Annotated in this window: 23 protein-coding genes and 2 pseudogenes; 19 read left to right on the top strand and 6 right to left on the bottom strand. The window is 69.3% G+C overall.

The genetic code is table 11. The annotated features are described in order from the left end of the window. Nucleotides 1–216: 216 nt before the first annotated feature. The 17 genes and pseudogenes from HK415_RS14745 to HK415_RS14670 all read left to right on the top strand — a co-directional run bounded on the left by HK415_RS14745 (nt 217) and on the right by HK415_RS14670 (nt 16,058). Nucleotides 217–927, top strand: coding sequence for a class I SAM-dependent methyltransferase (locus HK415_RS14745; protein ID WP_171560597.1), 711 nt, complete (start codon nt 217–219; stop codon nt 925–927). Next, on the top strand, nt 924–1,799 hold the full coding sequence (locus HK415_RS14740) for an alpha-1,2-fucosyltransferase (RefSeq protein ID WP_309246703.1): 876 nt from the start codon (nt 924–926) through the stop codon (nt 1,797–1,799). The genes HK415_RS14745 and HK415_RS14740 overlap by 4 nt, the downstream gene beginning before the upstream one ends. 14 nt (nt 1,800–1,813) lie before the next feature. Beyond that, a complete protein-coding gene (locus HK415_RS14735) occupies nt 1,814–2,845 on the top strand; it encodes a glycosyltransferase family 2 protein (protein ID WP_171560593.1) in 1,032 nt (343 codons plus the stop codon). 2 nt (nt 2,846–2,847) lie between these two features. After that, nucleotides 2,848–4,347: a glycosyltransferase family 4 protein gene (locus HK415_RS14730; protein WP_171560591.1), complete on the top strand. Its 1,500-nt coding sequence runs from the start codon at nt 2,848–2,850 to the stop codon at nt 4,345–4,347. A 124-nt stretch (nt 4,348–4,471) separates the two neighbouring features. After that, a complete protein-coding gene (locus HK415_RS14725) occupies nt 4,472–5,275 on the top strand; it encodes an NAD-dependent epimerase/dehydratase family protein (protein ID WP_171560586.1) in 804 nt (267 codons plus the stop codon). Nucleotides 5,276–5,354: 79 nt separating this feature from the next. Then, nucleotides 5,355–6,332: a GDP-L-fucose synthase gene (fcl, locus tag HK415_RS14720; protein ID WP_171560583.1), complete on the top strand. Its 978-nt coding sequence runs from the start codon at nt 5,355–5,357 to the stop codon at nt 6,330–6,332. After that, nucleotides 6,329–7,459, top strand: a complete 1,131-nt coding sequence (gmd, locus tag HK415_RS14715; protein WP_171560579.1) for a GDP-mannose 4,6-dehydratase — start codon at nt 6,329–6,331, stop codon at nt 7,457–7,459. The genes fcl and gmd overlap by 4 nt, the downstream gene beginning before the upstream one ends. Next, nucleotides 7,456–7,938 (top strand): annotated as a pseudogene (locus HK415_RS27160) (glycosyltransferase family 2 protein); the annotation flags it as partial. The gene gmd and the pseudogene HK415_RS27160, both read left to right, overlap by 4 nt. A gap of 382 nt (nt 7,939–8,320) precedes the next feature. Further along, nucleotides 8,321–9,478 carry a glycosyltransferase family 4 protein gene (locus HK415_RS14710; RefSeq protein ID WP_171560576.1) on the top strand — a complete coding sequence of 386 codons (1,158 nt, stop codon included), beginning with the start codon at nt 8,321–8,323 and terminating at the stop codon, nt 9,476–9,478. A 72-nt stretch (nt 9,479–9,550) separates the two neighbouring features. Then, nucleotides 9,551–10,678: a glycosyltransferase family 4 protein gene (locus HK415_RS14705; RefSeq protein ID WP_171560572.1), complete on the top strand. Its 1,128-nt coding sequence runs from the start codon at nt 9,551–9,553 to the stop codon at nt 10,676–10,678. A 51-nt stretch (nt 10,679–10,729) separates the two neighbouring features. Next, a complete protein-coding gene (gene argB / locus HK415_RS14700; RefSeq protein ID WP_171560569.1) occupies nt 10,730–11,620 on the top strand; it encodes an acetylglutamate kinase in 891 nt (296 codons plus the stop codon). Nucleotides 11,621–11,624: 4 nt separating this feature from the next. After that, nucleotides 11,625–12,308 (top strand): annotated as a pseudogene (locus tag HK415_RS14695) (response regulator transcription factor); the annotation flags it as partial. A 109-nt stretch (nt 12,309–12,417) separates the two neighbouring features. Next, nucleotides 12,418–13,752 (top strand): sensor histidine kinase, encoded by a 1,335-nt coding sequence (locus HK415_RS14690; RefSeq protein ID WP_253262252.1) that lies wholly within the window; start codon nt 12,418–12,420, stop codon nt 13,750–13,752. Nucleotides 13,753–13,845: 93 nt separating this feature from the next. After that, a complete protein-coding gene (gene slmA, locus HK415_RS14685; protein ID WP_171560563.1) occupies nt 13,846–14,478 on the top strand; it encodes a nucleoid occlusion factor SlmA in 633 nt (210 codons plus the stop codon). A 112-nt stretch (nt 14,479–14,590) separates the two neighbouring features. Then, nucleotides 14,591–15,277 carry a ligase-associated DNA damage response endonuclease PdeM gene (gene pdeM / locus HK415_RS14680; protein ID WP_171560561.1) on the top strand — a complete coding sequence of 229 codons (687 nt, stop codon included), beginning with the start codon at nt 14,591–14,593 and terminating at the stop codon, nt 15,275–15,277. Nucleotides 15,278–15,381: 104 nt separating this feature from the next. After that, the gene (locus HK415_RS14675; RefSeq protein WP_171560558.1) at nt 15,382–15,714 is read left to right on the top strand and encodes a hypothetical protein; all 333 of its coding nucleotides are present in this window, start codon (nt 15,382–15,384) and stop codon (nt 15,712–15,714) included. 20 nt (nt 15,715–15,734) lie between these two features. After that, nucleotides 15,735–16,058 (top strand): hypothetical protein, encoded by a 324-nt coding sequence (locus HK415_RS14670; protein WP_171560555.1) that lies wholly within the window; start codon nt 15,735–15,737, stop codon nt 16,056–16,058. Here the strand turns inward: HK415_RS14670 and HK415_RS14665 are convergent, their stop codons facing one another. From HK415_RS14665 to HK415_RS14640, 6 genes are all read right to left on the bottom strand, one after another. Beyond that, complete coding sequence (locus tag HK415_RS14665; protein ID WP_171560552.1) at nt 16,059–17,117, bottom strand: malate/lactate/ureidoglycolate dehydrogenase; 1,059 nt, start codon at nt 17,115–17,117, stop codon at nt 16,059–16,061. Between the two features lie 16 nt (nt 17,118–17,133). Then, entirely contained in the window at nt 17,134–18,648 is a 1,515-nt protein-coding gene (locus HK415_RS14660; RefSeq protein WP_171560548.1) for a UxaA family hydrolase, read from the bottom strand. Between the two features lie 90 nt (nt 18,649–18,738). Further along, nucleotides 18,739–20,133, bottom strand: a complete 1,395-nt coding sequence (locus HK415_RS14655; protein WP_171560544.1) for a TRAP transporter large permease — start codon at nt 20,131–20,133, stop codon at nt 18,739–18,741. A gap of 21 nt (nt 20,134–20,154) precedes the next feature. Beyond that, nucleotides 20,155–20,706, bottom strand: coding sequence for a TRAP transporter small permease (locus tag HK415_RS14650; RefSeq protein WP_253262250.1), 552 nt, complete (start codon nt 20,704–20,706; stop codon nt 20,155–20,157). 80 nt (nt 20,707–20,786) lie between these two features. Beyond that, nucleotides 20,787–21,767, bottom strand: coding sequence for a sialic acid TRAP transporter substrate-binding protein SiaP (locus tag HK415_RS14645; protein WP_171560538.1), 981 nt, complete (start codon nt 21,765–21,767; stop codon nt 20,787–20,789). A 30-nt stretch (nt 21,768–21,797) separates the two neighbouring features. After that, entirely contained in the window at nt 21,798–22,523 is a 726-nt protein-coding gene (locus tag HK415_RS14640; protein WP_171560536.1) for a FadR/GntR family transcriptional regulator, read from the bottom strand. Nucleotides 22,524–22,638: 115 nt separating this feature from the next. Between HK415_RS14640 and HK415_RS14635 the strand changes: the two genes are divergently transcribed. Then, nucleotides 22,639–23,385 carry an SDR family oxidoreductase gene (locus HK415_RS14635; RefSeq protein WP_171560534.1) on the top strand — a complete coding sequence of 249 codons (747 nt, stop codon included), beginning with the start codon at nt 22,639–22,641 and terminating at the stop codon, nt 23,383–23,385. Next, entirely contained in the window at nt 23,382–24,131 is a 750-nt protein-coding gene (locus HK415_RS14630) for an SDR family NAD(P)-dependent oxidoreductase (RefSeq protein ID WP_171560531.1), read from the top strand. The genes HK415_RS14635 and HK415_RS14630 overlap by 4 nt, the downstream gene beginning before the upstream one ends. Nucleotides 24,132–24,136: the final 5 nt, after the last annotated feature.

The raw sequence follows: 24,136 nt of genomic DNA, 5'->3' as shown, positions 1-24,136 counted from the left end.
TCCGTTCCGATGGCGGCGCTGCCGCAACGGTGGGCCGCCGCCGAAGTGCTGCGCTCCGCAGGTTGGTCCACGCAGCTTCCCGACGAAGCGGTCGCCGCGCTGGCGGCCGAATTGCAGCGCGGGAATGTGCTGGCCCGCTGCACGCCGGCCCAACGGGCCGCAATCCTGCCGGGCCTTCTGGCCGCCGATGCAGGCCTGTTCCATCGCCTGCCTGACATGGACCAGGTACTCAACTTCTCATCGCACATGCGCGGCTCCTGGATGCGAGAGCAGGCCGCCGCGGTGCCGGCGGGGGCCCGCGTGCTCGATGCCGGCGCCGGCGAGGGACAGTACCGTCCGCTGTTCGCGCACACGCGCTACGCGTCGCAGGACTTCGCGCAATACACCGGCAGTTCGGACGCCGCCGCTCCGGAAACCTGGACCTACAACAAGCTCGACTACGTCTGCGACATCACGGCCATCCCGGTGCCCGATGGAAGCTTCGACGCGGTCATCTGCACCGAGGTGCTGGAACACGTACCCGAACCGCTCGCCGCGCTGCGCGAGCTCGCGCGCGTGACGGCACCCGGCGGGCGCCTGATCGTGACGGCGCCGCTGGGTAGCGGCATGCACCAGGAGCCTTACCATTTCTACGGCGGGTACTCGCGCCACTTCTGGGAGCGCGTGCTGCCGCAGCTCGGATTCGAGATCGACGAGCTGGTCCCGCTGCGCGGCTTGCTGAGCCACGCCGCGCAGGAAGTGCACCGGGCCAGCCGCTACATGGCGCTGCAGGGCGACCTGCCCCAGGACCAGGCCTGGGTGATGCAGGAATGGCTGCCACGGCTGCTGCACGACAAGGATCCGGCGGTGCCGGTGGAGCAGTTCACCGTGGGCTACATGGTGCGCGCCACGAAGCGCGCCAGCGCACGCGAGGAAGGCGCGACGTGAGCACCGTCACCACCAAGCTCCTCGGCGGTCTGGGCAACCAGATGTTCCAGTACGCAGCCGCCCGGGCGCTCGCGGACCGCACGGGCAGCGAGCTGCTGCTGGACCTGAGCGAGTTCGCCCACTACACCTTGCGTCGCTACGAGCTCGACACGCTGCGCGTGCGCGCCGGAGTGCTGCCAGCCGCTCCGCAACCCATCCTGCCGGGGCGGATTGCGCGCAAGGCGCGGTCGCTCGTGCAGCGCATGCTTCCCGCGCGCAAGGCTGCTGCGGTGTATCGCGAGCCATCGTTCGCGTTCGATCCTTCCCTGGGGCAGCAGCGTCCTCCGGTCGCGCTGGAAGGCTACTGGCAGAGCGAGAAGTACTTCCTCGACGACACAGACGCCATCCGGCGCGACTTCACGCTCGCGGACGAGCCCGACGCCGCCAACCGCGCCGTGCTGCAGCGCATGCAGGGAACGGTGGCCGTTTCACTGCACGTGCGGCGCGGCGACTACGTGACCAATCCCAACGCCGCCGCCTTCCACGGCACCTGCTCGCCGGGCTACTACCGGCAGGCGGTCGACCACATCGCGCATCGTTGCGGGCCACTGACGCTGTTCGTCTTTTCGGACGACCAGAACTGGGTGCGCGCGAACATGCCGTTCGACCATCCCACGGTGCATGTCGACTGCAACCCACCGGACCGCGGGGTGTGGGACATGCACCTGATGAAGCATTGCCACCACCACGTGGTCGCCAACAGCTCCTTCAGCTGGTGGGGCGCGTGGCTCAATCCCTCGCCCGAGAAGATCGTGGTGGCGCCCCGCCGATGGTTCACGGACGCGGCCATCGACACCTCCGACCTGATTCCGGCCTCCTGGATCAGGCTCTGACCGCGAACCGCAAGATGTCTTCCGCTCCGCCCGTGACCGTGCTCATGCCCGTGTACAACGGCGCCGACTACCTGGCCGAGTCGATCGACACGATCCTGGGCCAGAGCCTGCAGGACTTCGAGTTCCTGATCCTCAACGATGGCTCGAAGGACGGCTCGCAGGCCATCCTGGACGATTACGCAGCGCGCGATGCCCGCATCCGTGTGGTGCAACAGGCGAACATGGGACTCGCCGCCACGCTGAACAAGGGCCTGGCGCTGGCGCGGTCCGAGCTCGTCGCCCGGCAGGACCAGGACGACCTCTCGGCGCCGGACCGGCTCGAGAAGCAGCTCGCCTGGATGCATGCGCATCCCGATTGCGTGCTGCTCGGTACCCGTGCCCGGATCTGGGCGGACCGCACGCCCACCGACCGCACGCACGATCATCCCACCGCCAATGCGGTGCTCAAGCTCGACCTGCTGTTCAACAATCCCTTCGTGCACAGCTCCGTGATGCTGCGCCGGCAAGCCGTGCTGGACCTCGGCGGCTATTGCACGGACCGCAGCCGCCAGCCGCCGGAAGACTATGAGTTGTGGGCACGCATCGGACGCAGCGCACGCATTGCCAACCTGCCCGAGCGGCTGCTGGTGTACCGCGAAGCGGCCCAGAGCATGTCGCGCACCGGGGTGAATCCCTTCCAGTCGAAGCTCCTGCTGCTATCGGCCGAGAACCTGGCGCTGACCAGCGGCTTGTCGGAACCGGACGTGCATTGCCGGGACATTGCCGCACTGGTGCACCAGGCACCGCAGGGGCGCTCGCCGCGGCCCGACTTCGCGGCCATGCAGGCCGTGCTGCAGCGCTGCTATGAACGCATAGGCCGGGAAGCCGCGCCCGGGCAGGAGCGCCAGGAGTTCGAGGCGCGCTGCGCCTACTGGAGCGGCAACCTGCGGCACCATTACCTTCGCCAGGTCGTCCAGCCCGGGTGGGCGCAGCCGGTCACTGCGGCCGTCTGGCGGCGCGCGCGGTCCGTGATCCGCAAGGTGGCCACCCTGGTCCGCGGAGCCTGACGATGAGGCTGCTGTTCGCTTGCGAGTTCTACGCACCCAGCGTCGGCGGCGTGCAGGAGGTCATGAAGCAGCTGGCCGAGCGCATGGTGCGGCTGGGACACCGGGTCACGGTGGCCACCACGCGGCTGGCCGAGCGGGACTTCTCGTCGCTGAACGGCGTCGAGATCGTCGGCTTCGACATCGCCGGCAACCTGGCGCGCGGGATGAGCGGCGAAGTGGAGCGCTACCGCGAGTTCGTGCGGACCTTCCCTTGCGACGCACTGATGGTGAAGGCCGCCCAGCAGTGGACCTTCGACGCCCTGTGGCCGGTGCTCGACGAGGTAACTTGCCGAAAGGTGTTCATCCCCTGCGGGTTCTCCGGCCTGTACGAGCCGATGTACGGGTCTTATTTCGAGCAGCTACCGGCGGTCCTGCGCAAGTGGGACCATCTCGTGTTCTACGCGGAACACTACCGCGACGTCGATTTCGCGCGCGTCCACGGGCTCGAGCACTTCACCATCCTCCCCAACGGGGCGAGCGAAGCGGAGTTCGGTGTCGCGCCGGATCCCGCTTTCCGCCAGCGCCATGGCATCCCGGAGGACAGCTTCGTGCTGCTCACCGTGGGCAGCCTGACCGGCATGAAGGGGCACCGCGAGGTCGCGGAGGCTTTCACACGTCTGGATCTGCCCGCAGGGCGCCACAGCACCTTGCTGCTCAATGGGAACGAGCCTCCGAAGCCACCGGTGGCTGCACCGCCCGCGCCTGCAGTCTCCGACGCGGTTCCGGCCGGATTGCCTGCCCGGATCGCCCGGGCCTACCGGCAGGAAGGCTGGCAGGGCGTGGGTATCCGCGTGGGCCGCTTCGCGATGCGGCCGGTCCGGCTCGGTGCGAAGGCCGCCCGCGCCTCGCTGAAGATCGCGCGTTCGCTGCGCCGGGAGGGACTGGCCGTCACCGCGGCCAAGGTCCACCGCGGCGTGTACGAGCGCACGCGCCATCGCGGCTTCTGGAAGCTGGTGCCGGAGCGCTGGCACCCATCGAACTCCTATTCGATCGCGCAGTGGCTCGCCGCGGCCGGGCGCAGCGCGCCCGGAAGGAAGCTGGCGCTGCACACCAACTACCCGCGCGCCGAGCTGGTACAGGCCTACATGGCCGCTGACCTGTTCATCTTCGCGTCCAACATCGAGTACTCGCCGCTGGTGCTGTACGAGGCGGCCGCGGCCGGCACTCCGTTCCTCACGGTGCCCGTCGGCAACTCGGTGGAAATCGCCCGGTGGACCGGCGGTGGCGTGGTGTGTCCCGCAGCCAGCGACGAGCGTGGCTACACGCGCGTGGACCCGGCACGGCTCGCGCACGCCATCGAGGAGCTGGCGAGCGATCCCGCGCGCCTGCGCGCGCTCGGCGCCGAAGGGCGGCGGCGCTGGCTGGCCCATTTCACCTGGCAAGTCATCGCGCAGCGCTACGAGGCCATCCTGGCGGGTGAAGCGCAACCCTGCGACACCATGGTGCTGGAGGAAGCCGCATGACGTGCTGCCTGGTCGGTGGGGCCGGTTTCATCGGCCGGTCGCTTGGACGCCAGTTGGCCGACAGCGGCCGGGACGTCGTGGTGCTGGGACGCTCCCCCGGGCCGCGATGCCCTTGGATCCGCGCGTGCGCTACGTTCCTTGCGATGCCCGGGACGGCGCGGCGCTGGCGCTCGCACTGGCCGGAGCCACGGAGATCGTGGACCTGTCGTATGCATCCGCGGCGCGGGCCACTTTCTCCGACCCGCTGGCCGAACTGCTGGTCAATGTGCCCGTGTCCCTCGCGGTCATGCAGGCGGCCCTGGCGCTCGGGCTGCGCCGCTACGTCTACGTGTCTTCCGGCGGCACCGTGTACGGCGAGCAGGCCGTGCAGCCGATCACCGAGGCCGCGGTTCCGGCGCCAGTGTCGCCTTACGGCATCACCAAGCTGACCATCGAACGCTACGCCCTGCTGGAGCAGCACCACCACGGCCTGCCCGCGGTGCTGCTGCGTCCCGGCAATGCCTACGGGCCGGAGCAGAAACCGTTCACCGGCCAGGGCTTCATTGCCACGGCGGTCGGCTCCGTGCTCGCCCGCAAGCCGATCACCGTGTTCGGCGCGCGTGGCACGGTGCGCGACTACATCCATGTCGACGACGTTGCCAGCGCCATCGTCGCCGCACTGGACCTGGGCGTGCCGGGCAGCGTCTACAACGTCGGCACCGGCATCGGCATGGACAACGCGGACATCCTGGAACTGGTCCGCGCGGTCGCCGAGCCGGATGGTTTTCGCGTGCCGTGCGAGTTCGCTCCCGCGCGGCCGGCAGACGTTACGGCGAACGTGCTCGACGCCTCCGCGCTGCAGCGTGTGTCCGGCTGGCGGCCCCGGATCGCTTGCGCAGAGGGCATCCGCGAAGTGTGGCGGGCGCAGCGTTCGCGGCCGGAGGCCTGAAGGTGCGCGCCCGGCGCGAGGAAAGCATGCCATTGATGCTCTGCGATAATCGCGCGCCCGCAACGGCTCGCCCGTACCCATGAACCCTATGCCCAAGATCTACGTTGCCGGCCACCGAGGCATGGTGGGTTCCGCGATCGTGCGCCGGCTGCTCGCCGGCGGCGTTGCCCAGGATGCGATCCTCACCCGGACGCACGCCGAACTGGACCTGACCGACCAGGCTGCCGTGCGCGCTTTCTTCCGCAGCGAGCGCCCCGACCAGGTGTATCTCGCGGCCGCGCGCGTGGGCGGCATCCATGCGAACAACACGTACCCGGCCGACTTCATCTACGACAACCTGATGATCGAGGCGAACGTCATCGACGCGGCCTTCCGCCAAGGCGTGCGCAGGCTGCTGCTGCTGGGATCCAGTTGCATCTATCCGAAGCTCGCGCCGCAGCCGATGAAGGAATCCGCCCTTCTGACGGGGACGCTGGAACCGACGAACGAGCCCTACGCCATCGCCAAGATCGCCGGCATCAAGCTGTGCGAGAGCTATAACCGGCAGTACGGCGCGAGCCATGGCGTGGACTACCGGAGCGTGATGCCGACCAACCTGTACGGCCCCGGCGACAACTACCACCCTGAGAACTCGCACGTGATTCCGGGCCTGCTGCGCCGCTTCCACGAAGCGCGCGAGCAGGGGGCACCGCAGGTCGTGATCTGGGGCTCGGGCACGCCGCGGCGCGAGTTCCTCTACGTGGACGACATGGCCGCGGCCAGCGTCCACGTGATGAACCTCGACGCCGAGGACTACCGCAAGCACACCGAGCCGATGCTGAGTCACATCAACGTGGGCTACGGCGACGACCTCACCATCCTCGAGCTCGCGCAGCTGGTGGCGCGCACCGTCGGCTACGGCGGACGCATCGAGCTCGATCCCGGCAAGCCCGACGGCACGCCGCGCAAGCTGATGGACAGCGCGCGGCTGCGGTCGCTCGGCTGGCAGCCGCGCGTGGACCTCGCCGAAGGCCTGCGGCTCGCCTACGCCGATTTCCTGAAAGCACACCGCACGTGAGCCAAGACAAGCAGAAAGTCGCCCTGATCACCGGCATCACCGGCCAGGACGGTTCCTACCTCGCCGAGTTCCTGCTCGCGAAGGGCTACATGGTGCACGGCATCAAGCGCCGCGCCAGCCTGTTCAACACGGACCGGGTGGACCACATCTACCAGGACCCGCACGTCAGCCACCGCAACTTCGTGCTGCACTACGGCGACCTCACGGACAGCACGAACCTCATCCGGATCGTGCAGCAGACGCAGCCCGACGAGATCTACAACCTGGGTGCGCAAAGCCACGTTGCCGTGAGCTTCGAGTCCCCGGAGTACACGGCGGACGTGGATGCGCTGGGCACCCTGCGGCTGCTCGAGGCCATCCGCATCCTCGGACTGGAGAAGAAGACGCGCTTCTACCAGGCGTCCACATCGGAGCTGTACGGCCTGGTGCAGGAAACGCCCCAGAAGGAAACCACCCCGTTCTACCCGCGCAGCCCGTACGCCGTGGCCAAGATGTACGCGTACTGGATCACCGTCAACTACCGCGAGGCGTACGGGATGTATGCCTGCAACGGCATCCTGTTCAACCACGAGAGCCCGCGCCGCGGCGAAACCTTCGTCACGCGCAAGGTCACGCGCGGACTCGCCAACATTTCGCAGGGCCTCGACAGCTGCCTGTACATGGGCAACATGGACTCGCTGCGGGACTGGGGGCATGCCCACGACTACGTGCGCATGCAGTGGATGATGCTCCAGCAGGAGCAGCCGGAAGATTTCGTGATCGCCACCGGCGTGCAGGTGAGCGTGCGCGAGTTCATCAAGCGCAGTGCCGCGCGTCTCGGCATCTCCCTCAGGTTCGAGGGGCGCGGCGTGGACGAAACGGGCATCGTCGAAAGCGTCCAGGGCGATGCGGCACCGGCGGTGAAGGCGGGTGACGTGCTGGTTCGCGTCGATCCCCGCTATTTCCGTCCCGCCGAGGTCGAGACTTTGCTGGGGGACCCGACCAAGGCCAAGGAGAAGCTGGGGTGGACGCCGCAGATCACGCTGGACCAGATGATCGAGGAGATGGTGGCCAGCGATCTCGAGGCAGCCAGGCAGCACGCCCTGCTGAAGCGCCATGGCTTCAAGGTCGCGGTCAGCCAGGAGTGAAACCTGCAGAGCGGCCGGCCGTCACGGTGCTGCTGCCCGTGCGCAACGGCGGCCCCTTCCTGCGCGCGGCGCTGCATTCGCTGCTGGCCCAGACCCTGCGCGACTTCGAAATCATCGTCCTCGACGACGGCTCCACCGACGGCAGCCCGGAGCTCGCCCGCTCGCTCGGCGACCCGCGCATCCGCGTCATCGAGGACGGCCGGCCCCTGGGCCTCTCCGCCCGCCTCAACCAGGGCGTGCAGCTGGCACGCGCTGACCTGGTCGCCCGCATGGATGCCGACGACATCTGCCTGCCGCGCCGCTTCGAGCTGCAGCTGGCCTTCCTCGCCGCGCACCCCGAGGTCGACCTGGTGGGCTGCCGCGCCGCGGTGTTCCGCGACGACGAGGTCCTGGGCCTGCTGCCCTATGCCGCGGACCACGAGGCCCTGGTCGCCAGGCCGTGGCACACCATTCCGCTGCCGCACCCGACCTGGATGGGGCGGCGTGCGTGGTTCCTGCGCAATCCCTACCGCAGCCCCGAAGTGAAGCGCGCCGAAGACCAGGAGCTGCTGGTGCGGGCGAGTCCCACCAGCCGCTACGCCTGCCTGCCGCAAGTGCTGCTCGCCTACCGGCTCGGCGCCCCCGATCTGCGCAAGACGCTGATCGCGCGGCGTACGCAGTGGCTGGCGCAGTTCCGCCTGCTGGCCGGCCGCGGCGAGTGGAAGGGCGCGGCGCTGTCCTGCGTCTACGGCGCCCTCAAGGTGGGCCGGGACCTGGCTTCCGCGCTGGCGCGCCGCTCCGGCTACCGCGTGCAGGAAGGCGCGCACGAGCAGCTGGATGCGGGGACCCGCCAGGCGCTCGCCGAGGCACTGGGGGCAGGGCATGAAGCGCCTGCTGTTCTTCGTTCCCGAAGACAGGTTCTTCCTCTCGCACTTCCTGGCGCGCGGGCGGGCCGCGCAGGCCGCGGGCTTCGACGTGGTGGTGCTCGGGCGCCAGAGCGACCAGGCGGAGGCGATCCGCGCGGAGGGCATGCGTTTCGTGCCGTTGCCGCTGCGGCGCGACCGGCTGAATCCCGTGCGCGAATTCTTCCGGGTCTTCCTGCAGGTGCTGAAGGTGTACCGGCGCGAGCGTCCGGACGTGGTGCACCACGTGGCGATCCGGCCCATCCTGCACGGCAGCCTGGCGGCGCGCCTGCTGCGCATGCGCAACGTGATCAATGCGCCGGTGGGCATGGGCTACGTGTTCAGCTCCGACCAGCTCAAGGCGCGCGTGCTGCGGCCCATCGTGCGCACGCTGCTGCGCCTGCTGCTGCATCCGCCCGGCGCCATGGTGGTGTTCGAGAACCCGGACGACCTGCGCGCGAACGCGCAGCTGGGCACCGTGCGCGCGGACGAATGCGTGCTGATTCGCGGTGCCGGCGTCGACGTGGCCAGCTTCCGGCCGCATCCGGCGGGCTCCGCGCTGCCGGTGGTGACCCTGGCGGCGCGCATGCTGCGCGACAAGGGCGTGGAGGAGTTCGCACAGGCGGCGCGCGAGCTGAAGCGGCGCGGCGTGCAGGCGATCTTCCGGCTTGCGGGCGATGTCGACCCCACGAATCCCACCAGCCTCACCGCGGCGCAGCTGCAGGCCTGGCACGACGAGGGCACCGTGGACTGGCTGGGGCACTGCACCGACATGCCGGCGGTCTGGGGCGAGAGCGACATCGCCTGCCTGCCTTCCTACCGCGAGGGGCTGCCCAAGGCCCTGCTCGAAGCGCTGGCCTGCGGCCTGCCGGTGGTCGCCACCGACGTGCCCGGCTGCCGCGAGACGGTGGAGCCGGGTGCCAACGGCTTCCTCGTGCCGGCCCGCGACAGCGCGGCGCTGGCCGATGCGCTGCAGGCGCTGATCGTTTCACCCGAACTGCGCGAACGCTTCGGTCGGCGCAGCCGCGACAAGGCCGTCGCCGAGTTCGCCGATGAAGTCGTCGTGGCGGCGACGCTTACCCTTTATGACGAAGCAGTGCGCACAGGGCACGCCGACCACCATGGCAGCGTGCGCTAGCATTCCCGTCCAGATGCATGCAAAGTCCGCGATGAATCCGATCGTCCACCCCTTCCGCGAGGACCGCGGCCGATGATCGGCGTGCTCGTGCTGTGCGCCGTGCTGGCCGCCCTGGGCTGCGTGCTGCTGCTGCGCCTGGGGGAGGAAAGCGCCCGCCGCTACGGCGAACTCATGCCGCAGCGCTTCCACATCGGCCACGTGCCGCGGCTCGGCGGCGCCGCCATGTTCTTCGCCTGCACCGGCGGCTGGGCCTGGCTGGCCGTGTCCGAGCGCTGGTTCGGCGTGGCGCACGGCATCCCGTTCGACGGCGGCACCGCAGCCACCTGGTGGATCGTCTCCCTGGTCGGCGTCGCCCCCGGTGTGATCGAGGACCTGACGCACCAGTTGCGGGCGCGCGCGCGTTTCGTCAGCACCGGCCTGGCGGCGGTCCTGGCGACCGTGCTGCTGGGGCTTGCCGTGCCGCGCACGGGAATCGCCGGCCTGGACGCCCTCTGGCAGCAGGCGAGCTGGCTGCACGTCGCCGCGGCGATCTTCGTCCTCGCCGGCCTGCCGCATGCCTTCAACCTCATCGACGGCTACAACGGCCTGGCCGGCACGGTGGCCCTGATCTGCTGCGCCGCCATGGCGCACGTCGCGCTGCAGCTGGGCGACCGCCAGCTGGCCGCCGTGCTGCTGGTGCTGGCGGGTGCCACCCTCGGCTTCCTGCTCCTGAACTACCCGCACGGCCTGATCTTCGCCGGCGACGGCGGCGCCTACCTGTGGGGCATCGTGCTGGGCATCTGCAGCATCCTGCTGGTGCAGCGGCACGAGCTCGTCTCGCCCTTCTTCCCCATCCTGCTGCTGATCTACCCGACCTGGGAAACGCTGTTCTCGATCTACCGCAAGGTGGTGCGCGGGCAGTCGCCCAGCCTGGCGGACGCGCTGCACTTCCACCAGCTGATCTACCGGCGCGTGGTGCGGCAGGTGTTCCACGACGACCATGCGCGGCGCATGCTGATCCGCAACAACCGCACCTCGCCCTGGCTGTGGGGCTTCACCGTGCTCACCGTGGTGCCGGCCGTGCTGTTCTGGCGCAGCACGACTATCCTGGCGGCGTTCACGCTGCTGTTCATCGTCAGCTACCTGTGGGCGTACCACAGCATCGTGCGCTTCCGCGTGCAGCGCTGGCTGCGCCGCGCGCGCCTGCTGTACCCCCGCTGAGCGCCCGCCCGCCGGCATGCGGCAAAATCGGGCAAACCCACCCCGCCCGCCATGAACGACGTAAACCACATCGCCCCGCGCGACAAGGCCGAGATCCTGGCCCAGGCGCTGCCCTACATCCGCAAGTTCCATGGCAAGACCATGGTGATCAAGTACGGCGGCAACGCGATGACCGATCCCGAGCTGCAGGCCGACTTCGCCGAGGACGTCGTGCTGCTCAAGCTGGTGGGCATCAACCCGGTGGTGGTGCACGGCGGCGGCCCGCAGATCGAGCAGGCCCTGAACCGCCTGGGCAAGAAGGGCGAGTTCATCCAGGGCATGCGCGTCACCGACGCCGAGACCATGGAAGTGGTGGAGTGGGTGCTGGCCGGCGAGGTGCAGCAGGACATCGTGGGCTTCATCCACAAGGCCGGCGGGCAGGCCGTGGGCCTGACCGGCCGCGACGGCGGGATGATCCGCGCCCGCAAGCTGAAGATGGTGGACGCCAAGGACCCCTCGAAGGAACACGACGTGGGCCAGGTGGGCGACATCGTGGAGATCAATCCGGGCGTGGTGCGCGCGCTGCTGGAGGACAACTTCATCCCGGTGGTCAGCCCGATCGGCTTCGGCGACGAGAATGAGAGCTACAACATCAACGCCGACGTGGTTGCGAGCAAGCTGGCCGAGGTGCTGAAGGCCGAGAAGCTGGTGCTCCTGACCAACACGCCCGGCGTCCTGGACAAGGGCGGCCAGCTGCTGACCGACCTCACGGCGCGGCAGATCGACGCGCTGTTCGCCGACGGCACCATCTCGGGCGGCATGCTGCCCAAGATCGCCGGCGCGCTCGACGCCGCCAAGGCCGGCGTGAATGCCGTGCACATCATCGACGGCCGCGTGCCGCATGCCATGCTGCTGGAGATCCTCACGGACCAGGCCTACGGCACGATGATCCGCTCGCACTGAAGCCATGCGCCTCCTGCTGGTCGAAGACGACGTGATGGTGGCCAGCGGCATCAAGCTGGGCCTGTCCAACGCCGGCTATGCCGTCGACTGGGTCGGCAGCGGCGAGCGCGCCGAGGAGGTGCTGCGCACCGAGGTGTTCGATGCCGCCATCATCGACATCGGCCTGCCCAACATGGACGGCCTGGAGCTCACCCGGCGCCTGCGCCGCCCGGAGATGGCCAGCCAGAACATGCCGGTGCTGATCCTCACCGCGCGCGACGCGCTGCACGACCGCGTGCAGGGCCTGGACCTCGGCGCCGACGACTACATGATCAAGCCCTTCGAGCTGCCGGAGCTGCTCGCGCGCCTGCGCGCGCTGCTGCGCCGCTCGCAGGCCGCCACCTCCGCCGTCCTCGCCTTCGGCCCGATCGAACTCGACACGGCGAACCGGCGCGCGACGGCGCAGCGCAACGGCACCGCGGTGCCGATCGAGCTGGGCCCGCGCGAGTGGACCGTGATGGAGTACCTCCTGATCAACGCGCCCAAGCCGGCCAGCAAGGAAAAGCTGCTGCAGGCCCTGACCGGCTGGGACAAGGAGATCACGCCCAACGCGGTGGAGGTCTACATCTCGCGGCTGCGCGGCAAGCTCGAGCCCTATGGCGTGGCGCTGCGTTCGATCCGCGGCTTCGGCTACCGCCTCGAGCTGCGTCCCCCGAGGGCGAGTGAAGTTCCCGCTGCGCGCCCCGGCGCCGCGCGCGCGCGGCCGCGCCTCCGAGGTGCTGGGCGTCACCTCCGGCCTGCGCCGGCGGCTGCTGGTGATGCTGATCGCGCCGCTGATCGTGCTGGCGGTGCTCAACGCGTGGCTGGAATACCGCTCCGCCGACAACGTGGCGACGCAGCAGGACCAGCACCTGCTCGCCCTGGTGCCGCTGGTGGCCGATTCCGTGATCGGCCAGTCGGGCGAACAGCCCTTGCTGATGCTGGCGCCGCCGGTGGAGGAGTTCCTGAAGGACCGCCAGGGTTCGGCCGGCTACGCCATCCTCGACGCCGACGGCAAGTTGCTGCACGGCGAAGCCTGGCTGGCGGGCCTGCCGCCCGCGGACAGCACGCCGGAAGTGCACAGCGAGGAACACGCCGGCGCCACCTGGCGGGTCGTGCGCCAGCGGCAACCCACCGTCTTCGGCGAGGTGGTGGTGGCGGTGGCGGACAGCTCGGACCCGCGCCAGCAGTGGGCCCGTTCCATCCTGTTCCGCGTGCTGCTGCCCAACCTGGCGCTGATCGCCGCCGCGGCCTTCGCCGTGCGCTGGGCGGTGGAGCAGGCCCTGCGGCCACTGCTCGCGCTGAAGGAGGCGGTGGAGCGGCGCTCGCCGCGCGACCTGAGCGCGATCGACGAGGCGGCCTCGCCGGAGGAGGTGCGGCCGCTGGTGGACTCCCTGAACCGGCTGTTCGGGCTGGTGAATGCGCAGGCGGAGAGCCAGCGGCGCTTCGTCGCGGATGCCGCGCACCAGTTGCGCACGCCGATCGCGGGCCTGCAGGCGCAGGTGGAGGCCTGGGCGCAGGAGGCCAGCTCGCGCCCGGTGGAGGGCACGCTGTCGCTGCCCACCGAGCAGGTCTACAAGCTGCGCAGCGCCACCCGCCGCACGTCCCAGCTGGCCAACCAGCTGCTGGCCCTGTCGCGCGCCGACGCCCGCGCGATGCATTCGCAGCCGCAGCTGCGGGTGGACCTCAAGGCGCTGTGCGAGGACACGCTGGAAAGCCACCTCGATGCCGCCACCGCGCGGCGCATCGACCTGGGGCTGGATGCCGATCCGGTGCAGGTCATGGGCCACGAGTGGCTGTTGCGCGAGCTGCTGTCCAACCTGGTGGACAACGCGGTGAAGTACACCTACGAGGGCGGGACGGTCACCATCCGCTGCGGGCGGCGGGGTGGCCTGGCCTTCGTGGAGGTCGAGGACGACGGTCCGGGCGTCGCGCGGGACGAGATGCCCCGCATCCTGGAGCGCTTCTACCGCGTCCAGGGCACGCGGGGCGAGGGCAACGGCCTGGGGCTGGCCATCGCCGAGGAGATCGCCCGCGTCCACCACAGTCATCTCCAGTTACAGCCTGGGGCGGGCGGACGTGGCTTGAAAGTCACACTCTCCTTCCCGGCGTGAGCACCTGCTGCCGGGCGGTGCACCGGCGCGGATGGGTTGGCGGATTCCCACGGTCGGGTATGCGAGAATCAATTTGCAACCGCTGACTTACCTATGTCCCACGCCGAGCTCGACTCCCCCGAACCCACCCCCGGCGGCGACACCCCGGCCGTGGTGCGCAAGCGCCCCAAGCCGGGCGAGCGCAGGGTGCAGATCCTGCAGGCGCTGGCCACCATGCTGGAGCAGCCGGGGTCCGAACGGATCACGACCGCGGCCCTGGCCGCCCGCCTGGACGTCAGCGAGGCGGCCCTGTACCGCCACTTCGCCAGCAAGGCGCAGATGTTCGAAGGCCTGATCGAGTTCATCGAGCAGAGCGTCTTCACCCTGATCAACCAGATCGCCGAGCGCGAACCGGCCGGCCCTGCGCAGGCGGGCCGCATCGTGGCGATGCTGATCCAGTTCGCCGAGAAGAACCCCGGCATGACCCGCGTGATGGTGGGCGACGCGCTGGTGTTCGAGAACGAGCGCCTGCAGCAGCGCATGAACCAGTTCTTCGACAAGGTGGAGGCCTCGCTCAAGCAGTGCCTGCGCAGCAGCGCGGATGCGGCCACGCCCACCGTCGATGCGCAGGTGCGCGCCTCGGTGCTCACGGCCTTCATCGTCGGGCGCTTGCAGCGATTTGCGCGCTCGGGGTTCAAGCGGGTGCCTTCGGAGCACCTGGAAGCGTCGCTGGCCCGCATGCTGTAATCCGGCGCTGCGCGATCGCTGGGGTTCCTTCGTCACCCCAGCCTACGATCCCGGCTGTAGGCTGGCGGTGAGCGCAGCGAACCCCAGCATCGCGCCAACCCATTTTTCTCCCGTGCTCAGAATCCGCCTCGCCGGCCAGGATGCGCTGCTGCATCCCACCGGCACCCTCTGCCTCTCCGCGCAGCAGACCCTGCTGGTGGCCGACGCGCACTTCGGCAAGGCCGTGAGCTTCCGCAAGCTCGGCGTGCCGGTGCCCAGCGGCACCACCGGCGAGACGCTGGCCAAGCTGGATGCGGCGCTGGCCGACACGCGCGCGCGGCAGGTCGTCTTCCTCGGCGACTTCCTGCATTCGGCGCGCTCGCACGCGCCGGGCACCCTGCGCGTGCTGCAGGAATGGCGCGAGGCGCATGCGGACCTGGAGCTCACGCTGGTGCGCGGCAACCACGACGACCGCGCCGGCGACCCGCCGGCGGCCCTGCGCTTCACCGTGGTGGACGAGCCGCTGCCGCTGGGACCCTTCGCGCTGTGCCACCATCCGCGGCCCGTGCGGGATGCCTACGTGCTGGCCGGCCACTGGCACCCCTGCATCAGCGTCAGCGGTCGTGCCTTCGAGCGGCTGAGGTTGCCTTGCTTCTGGATGGGCGACGACACCGGCCAGCTGCCCTCGCAGGCGGTGGGCGTCCTGCCGGCTTTCGGCAGTTTCACGGGCATGCACCGCATCGAGCCGCGCGCGGGCGACCGGATCTTTCCCATCGCGGGGGAAACGGTGCGCGCGCTGCCGGGGCTGCCTGTGCCATAAGGGGCGCGTCGGTGCACGGCTGACATGGGCCGTCAAGATGCACCGGCGCCGAGGCTCGGCCAGCGGGCGTCGAATGGCACTACCTAATCATCAGGAGTGCCCCCATGAAACGACTTGCCCTCATTGCAGCCGTCGCAGCCACGCTGGCCGCCCCCGCCTTCGCGCAGCACGCCACCATCATCAGCGGCAACGGCCCCGTGATCTTCGAAGGTCCCGCGTTCTCCAAGCCGATCAAAGGCGCCGTGATCGCCGAGGCTCCCGTGCTGGTCGCCCCGGGCACCGTCGCCGTCGTGCCGAACACCACGATCCTGGGCGCGCCCGCTGCCGTCGTGACCACGCCGGTCGTGACCTCCGGCACGGTGGTGCGCCACTACTGGAACGTGCCGTCGGACATCGGCAGCCGCATGGACTTCCAGCGCTGGCAGCGCCTGCTCTGATCGCGGGTGAGGGAGAACCCATGAAGAAGTACGCAGCCCTTGCCCTCGCCGCGGCCGCCGCCTTCGCGGTGCCCGCGTTCGCGCAAAGCTCGGTGACGTCCTCGACCGGCGCGAGCGTGAGCTCCGGCACCGGCGTGGTCGTGACGCCATCGCTCCCGGCCGCCAGCGTGACGGCAACGGGACCGCATCTGCTCTCCGGCGCCACCCTGGTGCAGAGCAGTTCCACCACGGTGATGGGTTCCGGCCCGGGCGCCACCACGACGGTCGTCACCAACTACTGGGCCAACGTGCCCGCCGGCTTCGAACGCCGGGGTGATGTCCAGCGCTGGCTGTCGCTGAAGTGATCAGTCCACGCGGGCGCCGACCTTGGCGCCCGCGGCGACGACTTCGGCCCAGGTCTGGTCGTCCAGCGCGATGCCTTCGGCTTCGCGCTGGCGCCGCGCCTTGCGCTCCGGCTCGCCCGCGAGCATCACGCCTTCGCTGCCCGGCGCCGGCGGGCTCTGCCTGAGCCAGTCCACGAAGGCGAGCGCCTCGCGCTCGAAACTGTCCTGCGTCCCGAGCTTGCGCGGATCGACCACGATCGTGAACATCCCGTTGATCACGGCCCGCAGGTTGTCCGCGGGCCGGTGCCAGGTGCCGCTGCCGGTGAGTGCGCCGCCGAGCAACTCGCACGCGACCGCCATGCCGTAGCCCTTGTGCTCGCCGAAGGCGAGCAGCGCGCCGAACATGCCGCCGGGTTGCGGCACCACCACCACGCCGGGATTCGTCGTGGGGCGTCCCTGTTCGTCGATCAGGTAGCCGGGGTCCACCTGGCGGCCTTCGTTGTGCGCGACGCGCATCTTGCCCTGCGCGACGCGGCTGGTCGCGAAGTCCAGGATGAAGGGCGGCCGGCCCGCGAGCGGGATGCCGGCGCAGAAGGGATTGGTGCCGTAGCGGCCGTCGCCGCCGCCCCAGGGCGCGACGACAGGACGCGACTGCACGTTCACGAAATGCAGCGACACCAGCCCGCGCTCCACCGCCATCTCGGCGAAGTGGCCGATGCGGCCCAGGTGGTGCGCGTTGGCCAGCGTCATCACGCAGCTGCCGGTGTCCAGGGCGCGGCGCAGCGCCATCTCCATGGCCTGCTCGCCCACCACCTGGCCGTAGCCGCGCTGGCCGTCGAGCGCCAGCATGCTGCCCCCATCGAGCTTCACCGCGACGCCGGTGTTGGGTTTCAGGCCGCCTTCGAGCACGGCCTCCACGTAGCGCGGGACCATGCCCACGCCGTGCGAATCGTGGCCGCTCAGGTTGGCCAGCACCAGGTTGTCGGCGACGGTCTTCGCCTCCTGCGGCGCGCTGCCGGCGGCCGTGACGATCGCCGAGACGGTGGCGCGCAGCTGCGCGGCCGAGAACTTCCTTGTCATCGCTTGCCTTGCTCCCCTACATCACCGCGCCGACTTGCCAGGGCACGAATTCGTTCTGGCCGTAGCCATGCTGCTCGCTCTTGCTGTGCTCGCCCGAGGCGGTGGCCAGCACCAGCCGGAAGATGCGCTCGCCCATCTCCTGGATCGAGGCCTTGCCGTCGATGATCTCGCCGCAGTTGATGTCCATGTCCTCTTCCTGCTTGTTCCAGAGCGCCGTGTTGGTGGCGATCTTCAGCGAGGGCGAGGGCGCGCAGCCGTAGGCCGAGCCGCGGCCGGTGGTGAAGCAGATCATGTTGGCACCGCCCGCGACCTGGCCGGTGGCGCTCACCGGGTCGTAGCCCGGGGTGTCCATGTAGACGAAGCCGTGCGCCTTCACCGGCTCGGCGTACTCGTACACGGCCTGCAGGTTGGTGGTGCCGCCCTTGGCGACCGCGCCCAGCGACTTCTCCAGGATGGTGGTCAGGCCGCCGGCCTTGTTGCCCGGCGAGGGGTTGTTGTTCATCTCGCCTTCGTTGACCTCGGTGTAGTGCTCCCACCAGTGGATGCGCTCGATCAGCTTCTCGCCCACTTCGCGCTTGACCGCGCGCCGCGTCAGCAGGTGCTCGGCGCCGTAGATCTCCGGCGTCTCCGACAGGATCGCGGTGCCGCCGTGCGCCAGCAGCAGGTCCACCGCCGCGCCCAGCGCCGGGTTGGCGCTGATGCCGGAGTAGCCGTCGGAGCCGCCGCACTGGAGGCCGATGGTGATGTGCGAGGCGCTGCAGGGTTCGCGCTTCACGCGGTTGGCCGCCGGCAGCATCTGCCTGACCAGGGACACGCCTTTTTCCACCGTCTTGCGCGTGCCGCCGGTGTCCTGGATGTTGAACACCTGCAGCGTCTCGCCTTCGCGCAGGCTGCTGTGCGCCAGCCAGGCGTTGATCTGGTTGGCCTCGCAGCCCAGGCCGACGACGATGACGGCAGCGAAGTTCGCGTGCGTCGCGTAGCCGGCCAGCGTGCGCTCCAGGATCTGCATGCCCAGGCCCTGCGTGTCCATGCCGCAGCCGGTGCCGTGGGTGAGGGCCACCACGCCGTCGACGTTGGGATAGGCCTCCAGCGCCTGCGGGTTGGTCTGGCGCGAGAAGTGGTCGGCGATGGCGCGCGCCGCGGTCGCCGAGCAGTTCACGCTGGAGAGCACGCCGATGTAGTTGCGCGTGGCCACGCGGCCGTCGGCGCGCTTGATGCCCATGAAGGTCGCTTCGAGCCGCGCCGGCTCGGGCTTGGCGTCGGCGCCGAAGGCGTAGTCGCGTTCGAAGTCGCCCATCACGAGGTTGTGCGTGTGCACGTGCTCGCCGGCGGCGATCGGCTTGCTGGCGAAGCCGATGATCTGGTTGTAGCGGCGCACCGGCTGGCCCGCCGCGATGTCGCGCACGGCAATCTTGTGGCCCGGCGGGATCAGCCCGCGCGCGGTGACGTTCTCGACGGTCGTGCCGCCCACGAGTTGCGCGCGGGCGATCAGGACGTCATCGTTGGGGTGGAGTCGAATGAAGGGTGTCATGGTCGTTTCTGCTGGGGTTCGGCTTCGCCTCACCGCCAACCTACAGGCGCCGTAGGCTGGTGGTGAGCGCAGCGAACCCCAGCTCTCCTTTCAATAAAACATCCTGGGCAGCCAGAGCACCGCCTTGGGCACATAGGTGATCAGCACCAGCGAGGCCAGCAGCGGCACCAGCCAGGGCAGGATCGCGATCGTCGTCCGCTCCACCGAGAGCTTGGCGACGCGCGCGAGCACGAACAGCACCATGCCCATGGGCGGATGCAGCAGGCCGATCATGAGGTTCAGCACCATCACCAGGCCGAAGTGCACGAGGTCGATGCCCAGCTGCTGGCAGATCGGCACCAGGATCGGAACGAGGATGGTGATGGCGGCCGTGGGCTCCAGGAAGCAGCCCACGAACAGCATCAGCAGGTTGGCCAGCAGCAGGAACACCCACTGCTCCTTGGTGAAGGCCAGCACCCAGGACGAGATCGCCGCGGTCACGCCGGTGGCGGTGAGCATCCAGCCGAAGATGCTGGCGGCCGCCACGATGAAGAGCACCGTCGCGGTGGTCTCCACCGTGTCCAGGCAGATCTTGACGAACATCTTCCAGTTCAGCGTGCGGTACCAGGCGAAGCCCAGCACGATCGCCCACAGGCAGGCCGCGATCGCGCCTTCGGTGGGGGTGAACACGCCGGTGGTCATGCCGCCGATCAGCAGCACGGGCGTCATGATCGGCAGCACCGCCTGGAACCTGAAGATGCGGTCGGCGGTGAACAGCACGATGCCCGCGATCAGCACCGTGAGCTGCGGCTGCGTGCCGGCCTTGGCCACCAGCAGCCAGATCGACACCGGCCAGACGATCACCACCGCGGTTTCCGCCAGCGCCTTGAGCACGCGCGGCCACTCGAACTTGATGTCCCCGCCCCAGCCGTTCTTGTGCGCGAAGTAGGCCACGGTGCACATCATCAGGAAGGCCATGATCACGCCCGGCAGGATGCCGGCGAGGAACAGCGCGCCCACGCTCACGTTGGCCATCATCCCGTAGATCACGAAGGGGAGGCTGGGCGGGATGATCGGGCCCAGGGTGGCCGAGGCGGCGGTCACCCCGACGGCGAACTCCGTTTCGTAGCCATGGTCCTTCATGGCCTTGATCTCGATGGTGCCCAGGCCCGCGGCGTCGGCGATCGCCGTGCCGCTCATGCCGGCGAACACCACCGAGCCGACCACGTTCACGTGCCCGAGCCCGCCCTTTAACCAGCCCACCAGCGCCAGCGCGTAGTTGTAGATCCGGTTGGTGATGCCGGCGTTGTTCATCAGGTTGCCGGCCAGGATGAAGAAGGGCACGGCCAGCAGCGGAAAGCTGTCGATGCCGCTGACCATGCGGTGGATCACCACGAAGGGCGGCAGGTTGCCGCTGTACAGGATGTAGAGCAGCGCGGAGCCGGCCATGGCGATGGCCACGGGCAGGCCGCCGCTCATGAGCAGCAGGAAGAGGACCTTGAGCATGGGGGTTTCTTCGGTCTCGTTCTAGTTGTCGGTCATTTCGGTCATCGGCCGCTCCAGCACGGTGTAGCCCCGCTGCCAGTGGCGGCGCGCCACCAGGACCGAGCGGAAGGTCATCATCGCGAAGCCGAGCAGGCAGATGCCGTACACCCAGTTCATGGGCAGGTCGATCATGGTCATGCGCGAGTTGCTTCCGAGCTTGAGCATCATCAGCACCGTCAGCACCACGGCGGCGGCGAAGAAGGCGATGCGCAGGACGTCCACGGCCGTGGCCATGCCCCGCGCCATGCGCTGCGGCATGTAGCGGTAGAAGAAGTCCACCTGGATGTGGTTGTTCTTGATCACGCCGATGGTCGCGCCGGTGAACACGGTGGCGATCAGCAGGTAGCGCGCGATCTCTTCGGTCCACGCCGCGGAGTCGTTCAGAACGTAGCGGGTGAAGAACTGGTAGAAGACAACCGCGCCCAGCAGCCAGAAGAAGCCCAGGGCGACCCAGGCCTCCAATGGCGTGCCGGACAGGTCCACCGCTTCGTCCTGGGCGTGGAACTGGCCGTCCTCGCCCATGACGTGCGGCATGTCGTCGATCGTGTGCACGTGGCCGGGCGCGGGGGCCAGCCCCGCGCCGGTCGACACGCTGTCGCGCAGTGCCGCCATGGTCACTTGATGTTGACGACGCGGTCCCAGTCCTTCTTGTCCAGCTGCATGGACTCGAAGGAGATGGCCTTCAGCACGCGCTGCTGGAAGTCCTTGCGGTCCACGTTGACGACGTTGATGCCCTTCTTCTTGAACTCGTCGACCAGTTCGCCCTCGCGCTTGCGGATGTCCAGCGTGGCCTTCTCGGCGGCTTCCTGCGTCACGTCGAACAGGATCTTCTGTTCGGCCGGCGTCATCTTGGACAGCGTGCCGGGCGCCACCACGGTCAGCAGCGCGTCGGCGATGTGGCCGGTGAGGATGATGTTCTTCTGCACCTCGAAGAACTTCTTGGCCTCGATCGTGGGCAGCGGGTTCTCCTGCGCGTCGACGGTGCCGTTCTGCAGCGCCAGGTACACCTCGGCGAAGGCGATCGGCGTCGGGTTGGCGCCGCAGGCGCGGGGCAGCGCGGTGTAGGCCGGCGCGTCCGGCACGCGCATCTTCAGGCCCTTCATCTGGTCGCAGTTGGTGAACAGCTTGTTGCTGGTCGCGTGGCGCGCGCCGTAGTAGGTCAGCGCCGTGACGGTGTTGCCGCCGGAAGCCTTCTTGTAGCCCTCGGTCAGCTCCTTGAACACGTCGGACTTGGAGTACTTGATGACGTGGTCGGCGTCGCGGAAGGTGAAGGGGTAGTAGCTGACGGCCAGGCGCGGGAAGGAGCGCGCGGCGAAGGAGGCGCCGGTCAGGATGATGTCCACGGTGCCCAGCTGCAGGCCCTGGTTGATGTCGCTTTCCTTCCCCAGGCTGGAGGCGGGGAAGACCTGGATCTCGTACTTGCCGTTGGTGCGCTTCTTGAATTCGTCGGCGGCCCACACCGACCACTTGTGGTACGGCTCGGAGGTCTCGTAGACGTGGGCCCACTTCAGCTTGGTCTGCGCGGCGGCCGGAGCGGCGACGGCCGCGGCCAGCGCGCAGGCGGCGATCAGTTTCAGGGTGAGGCGTTTGCTCATGTTGTCTCCTAGGGTGGTTTGCTTCTGGCGTCAGGAATGGTTGGCGCGGCGCCAGCTCGCGCTGTATCGGTTGGTGGCCTTCTTCAGGTGCTGCTGCATGGCCTCGCGCGCGGCCTGCGCGTCGCGGGCGCGGATCGCTTCCAGCACGGCGGCGTGTTCAACCACCGCGGCGCTCCAGGAGGCCGGGTTCTCGAAGTAGTCGCCCAGCCGCGAGAACAGCGGCCCGTGGCGCGCGCTCCAGTAGCTGCGCACCGTGTCCGACAGCACCTCGTTGCCGCAGGCGTCGGCGATGGCCGTGTGGAAGGCTTCGTCGCCCTCGCGCGGCTCGACGCCGGCGGCGGCCTGGTCGCGCATGTGCTGGAGGGCGCCCGCCATCGCGCCCAGGTGGGCCTTCTTCGCGTGGCGTGCTGCCAGCGCCGCCACCTCGGCCTCGACCAGTTCGCGCGCCTGCATCACCTGCAGCGGGCCCCATTCGGCGCCGTGGCCGTTGCCGTTGCGCGCGGCGTGCGAGCCGTTGCGCTGCTGCGCCGCCTGCACGTAGATGCCGGAGCCCGTGCGCACCTCGACCCAGCCTTCCACCTCCAGCGCGATCAGCGCCTCGCGCACGGAAGGGCGGCTCACGCCGAGCTGCTTGGCCAGGTCGCGCTCCGCCGGCAGTCGCGTGCCCGCCGCGAACTCGCCTTCCGTGATCAGCCCACGCAGCTGCTCCGCGATCTGGCGGTACAGGCGGCTGGATTCGACGGCTTGCAGGGGCATGGACGGGGCTTAGGGTTGGTGCTGACTGGCCAAGTGGTCAGGCCAATTAATATCGGCGGCACCCCGGCCCCGCGCATCCGGCAAAACCCGCACGGCCGGCAAAGGAGAACAGGACATGCGACTGAAGGGGAAAACCGCGCTCGTCACGGCCGCAGGCCAGGGCATAGGCCGCGCCAGCGCGCTCGCGCTGGCAGCGGAAGGCGCCCAGGTCTGGGCCACCGACGTGAACCCGAAGCTCCTGGACAGCTACGAAGGCGTGGCCGGCGTGCGCTGCGTGCAGCTGGACGTGCTGGACAAGGATGCGATCGCGCGGGTGATCCAGGAGATGCCCGCGATCGACGTGCTGTTCAACTGCGCGGGCTTCGTGCACAGCGGCACCGTCCTGCAGGCGAGCGACGAGGAATGGAACTTCGCGCTGAACCTGAACGTGCGCGCACAGTTCTGGGCCATCCAGGCGGCGCTGCCCCGCATGCTGCAGAACAAGGGCGGCCAGGGCGCCGGCAGCATCATCAACATGGCCAGCGTGTGCAGCAGCATCAAGGGCCTGCCGAACCGCTTCATCTACGGCACCACCAAGGCGGCGGTGATCGGCCTGACCAAGAGCGTGGCCGCCGACTACGTGGCCAACGGCATCCGCTGCAATGCGATCTGCCCCGGCACGGTGGACACGCCTTCGCTGGCCGACCGCATCAACGCCAACGCCGACCCGGCGGCCGCGCGCCAGGCCTTCATCGCGCGCCAGCCCATGGGGCGCCTGGCCACCGCAGAGGAGATCGCACCGGTGGTGGTCTACCTGGCGAGCGACGAATCCGTGTTCGTCACCGGCCAGGCCTATGCTGTGGACGGAGGGATCACGATATGAACCAGCTCGACTTCAACGGCCGCCATGCCATCGTCACCGGCGGCGCCGCCGGCCTGGGCTTCGCCATCGCGCAGCGCCTGCTCGCCTCGGGCGGCACGGTGAGCCTGTGGGACCGCGACATCGCGCAGGGCCGGCAGGCGGCCGAGAAGCTCGGCTCCGGCAGCACCTTCGTGCAGGTGGACGTGACCGACGAGAGCTCGGTGCGCGAGGCGCTGGAGTCCACGGTGCGCCGTGCGCAGCGGGTGGACGCGCTCGTCAACAGCGCCGGCATCACCGGTCCCAACACCAAGGTCTGGGAATACCCCGTGGATGCCTGGCGGCAGGTGATCGAGGTGAACCTCACCGGCCTGTTCCTTTGCTGCCGCGAGGTGGTGCCCGCGATGATGCGCGAGGCGAACTACGGCCGCATCGTCAACATCGCCTCGGTCGCCGGCAAGGACGGCAACCCCAACGCCAGCGCCTACAGCGCCAGCAAGGCCGCCGTGATCGCGCTGACCAAGTCGCTCGGCAAGGAACTGGCCGACACCGGCATCCGCGTCAACTGCGTGACGCCGGCGGCCGTGAAGACCGCGATCTTCGACCAGATGACCGAGCAGCACATCCAGTTCATGCTGTCCAAGATCCCCATGGGCCGCTTCGGCACGCCGGAGGAGATCGCGGCGATGGTGGGCTGGCTCTGCTCGGAGGATTGCTCCTTCTCCACCGGCGCGGTGTTCGACCTGTCCGGCGGCCGCTCCACCTACTGACCACA

Origin of the sequence: Ramlibacter montanisoli, assembly GCF_013087525.1 — a bacterium.
Classification (GTDB): Bacteria; Pseudomonadota; Gammaproteobacteria; order Burkholderiales; family Burkholderiaceae_C; genus Ramlibacter; species Ramlibacter montanisoli.
The sequence above is the reverse complement of the archived record's forward strand: the minus strand, read 5'-3'. Positions and strand labels throughout refer to the sequence as shown.